This is a genomic window from Amycolatopsis panacis (assembly GCF_003600245.1).
Classification (GTDB): domain Bacteria; phylum Actinomycetota; class Actinomycetes; order Mycobacteriales; family Pseudonocardiaceae; genus Amycolatopsis; species Amycolatopsis sulphurea.
Window position 1 is genome coordinate 1 of record NZ_QZFV01000040.1, and the last position, 1,719, is coordinate 1,719.

1 protein-coding gene is annotated in these 1,719 nt (G+C 67.2%); it reads left to right on the forward strand.

Going from position 1 to position 1,719, the window contains the following annotated elements:
• Positions 1-78: 78 nt before the first annotated feature.
• Entirely contained in the window at positions 79-1,689 is a 1,611-nt protein-coding gene (locus tag D5S19_RS03215) for an IS1634 family transposase (protein WP_120021840.1), read from the forward strand.
• The last annotated feature ends 30 nt before the right edge of the window (positions 1,690-1,719 follow it).

Sequence of the window (1,719 nt, forward strand, 5' to 3'; positions counted from 1 at the left end):
GCTAGCCCCGTATTTCGCACATGGGGGAAGGTGGGGTGATCGGGGCTTTCGTTCTTGATCATCATAGGGTCGCGGTCCATGCGAGGACAGCGGGTCGCTTATGGACGCCCGAGTGTGGAGAAGTTGCTGGGCGCGTTGCCGGTGGTGGCTGAGTACTGTCGGCGGTTGGACCTGGCCGGGATCATCGATCGGGCGTGTCCGGTCCGGGATGTGGCGATCCTGTCGCATGGTCAGGTCATTGAGGCGCTGGTGGCGAACCGGTTGACCTCACCGGCTCCGATGGTCAAGGTGGCTGACTGGGCGCGTGGGTGGGCGGTGAACGAGGCGTTGGGTATCGAGGCCTCGGCGTTGAACGATGATCGGATCGCTCGTGCGTTGGACGCGGTCGCCCCCGAGTTGGACCGCATCGTCGGTTCCGTTGGGGCGCAAGCGATCGCGGCGTTCGGGATCGATGTGTCCCGGCTGCACTGGGACATGACGTCGATCTCGCTGTACGGGGCTTACGAGCAGGCCGATGGTGACTACGCTGCGCCGAAGTTCGGGCATCCGAAGGATCGTCGTCCGGACCTGAAACAGGTTCAGGCCGGGCTGGCGGTCACCGGCGACGGGGGTGTGCCGATCTTCCACCGAGGCTATGACGGTGGCGCCGGAGAAATCGCCCAGGTCGTGCCCGCGATGACCGCTCTGAAGACCATCGCCGGGCCGCGACGGTTTCTGCTGGTCGGGGACTCCAAACTGGTCTCCTACACCAACATTCGGGACCTGATCGCCGCCCAGGTGGAGTTCATCGCGCCCGCCTCGAAGACCTACGTGCCAGCCACCGTGCTGGCCGCTCTCCACCTCGATGCTGCCACCGAGGTGGACTACGTCGCCGAACGGGATGCCGGCAAGCCGGCTGATCAGCGGGGCCGATGGCGAGTCATCGAAGACACCATGACCATGGCCGGGCCCCGCAAGCGCGATCCGGGGCAGACGCTGCGGCGGGTGTTCGTGCACTCCACCGCCCGTGCACACGCAGCGGCGGCCTCGCGGGCGAAGAAGCTCGACCGCGCCACCGGCGATCTCGAGCGGCTGAGCAGGGGGCTGGGGTCGCGGCACTACCCGACCGAGCAGGCCGTCACCGAGCGGATCACCGCGATCAGCCGTGCCCGCCGCGTCGGCGCCTACCTGCGCGCCGAGGTCGGCACCGACCCCGCCACCGGCAAACCCGCCCTGTCCTGGTCCTTCGACCAGGTCGTGATCCACGCCGAGGCCGCGACCGATGGCTGGTACGCGCTGCTGACCAACCTGCCCGACGACATCGACGCGGCCGAGGTCCTAATCCGCTACAAGGGCCAGGAAGCCGTCGAACGCCGCTACAGCACCGTCAAAGGCCCACTCGCCGTGGCCCCGATGTTCCTCAAAACCAACCGGCGGATCGAAGCCCTGATCACCGTGATCTGCCTCGCCCTGCTCATCTTCTGCCTCGTCGAACGCGCCGCACGAGCCGCTATCGCACCGGCCACGACGATGCCCGGGCTCTACCCCGGCCAGAAAGCCAAGCCCACCGGCCAGTTGATCTTCCAAGCACTGGCCGGACTACGGCTAATCCCCGCATGCAGCGGCCGGCCAGCACTCATCCCACAGCCGACCCCGATCCAAGCCCGGCTACTCGACCTCCTTGCGGTCGACCCCACCCAACCGCCATGATCAACAAATCCGGAGTTCCCGGGTCCGCCC

What these genes read in the sequence shown, in the direction of transcription:
- D5S19_RS03215 (WP_120021840.1), top strand. Translation starts at nt 79, where the DNA reads ATGCGAGGACAGCGGGTCGCTTATGGACGCCCGAGTGTGGAGAAGTTG.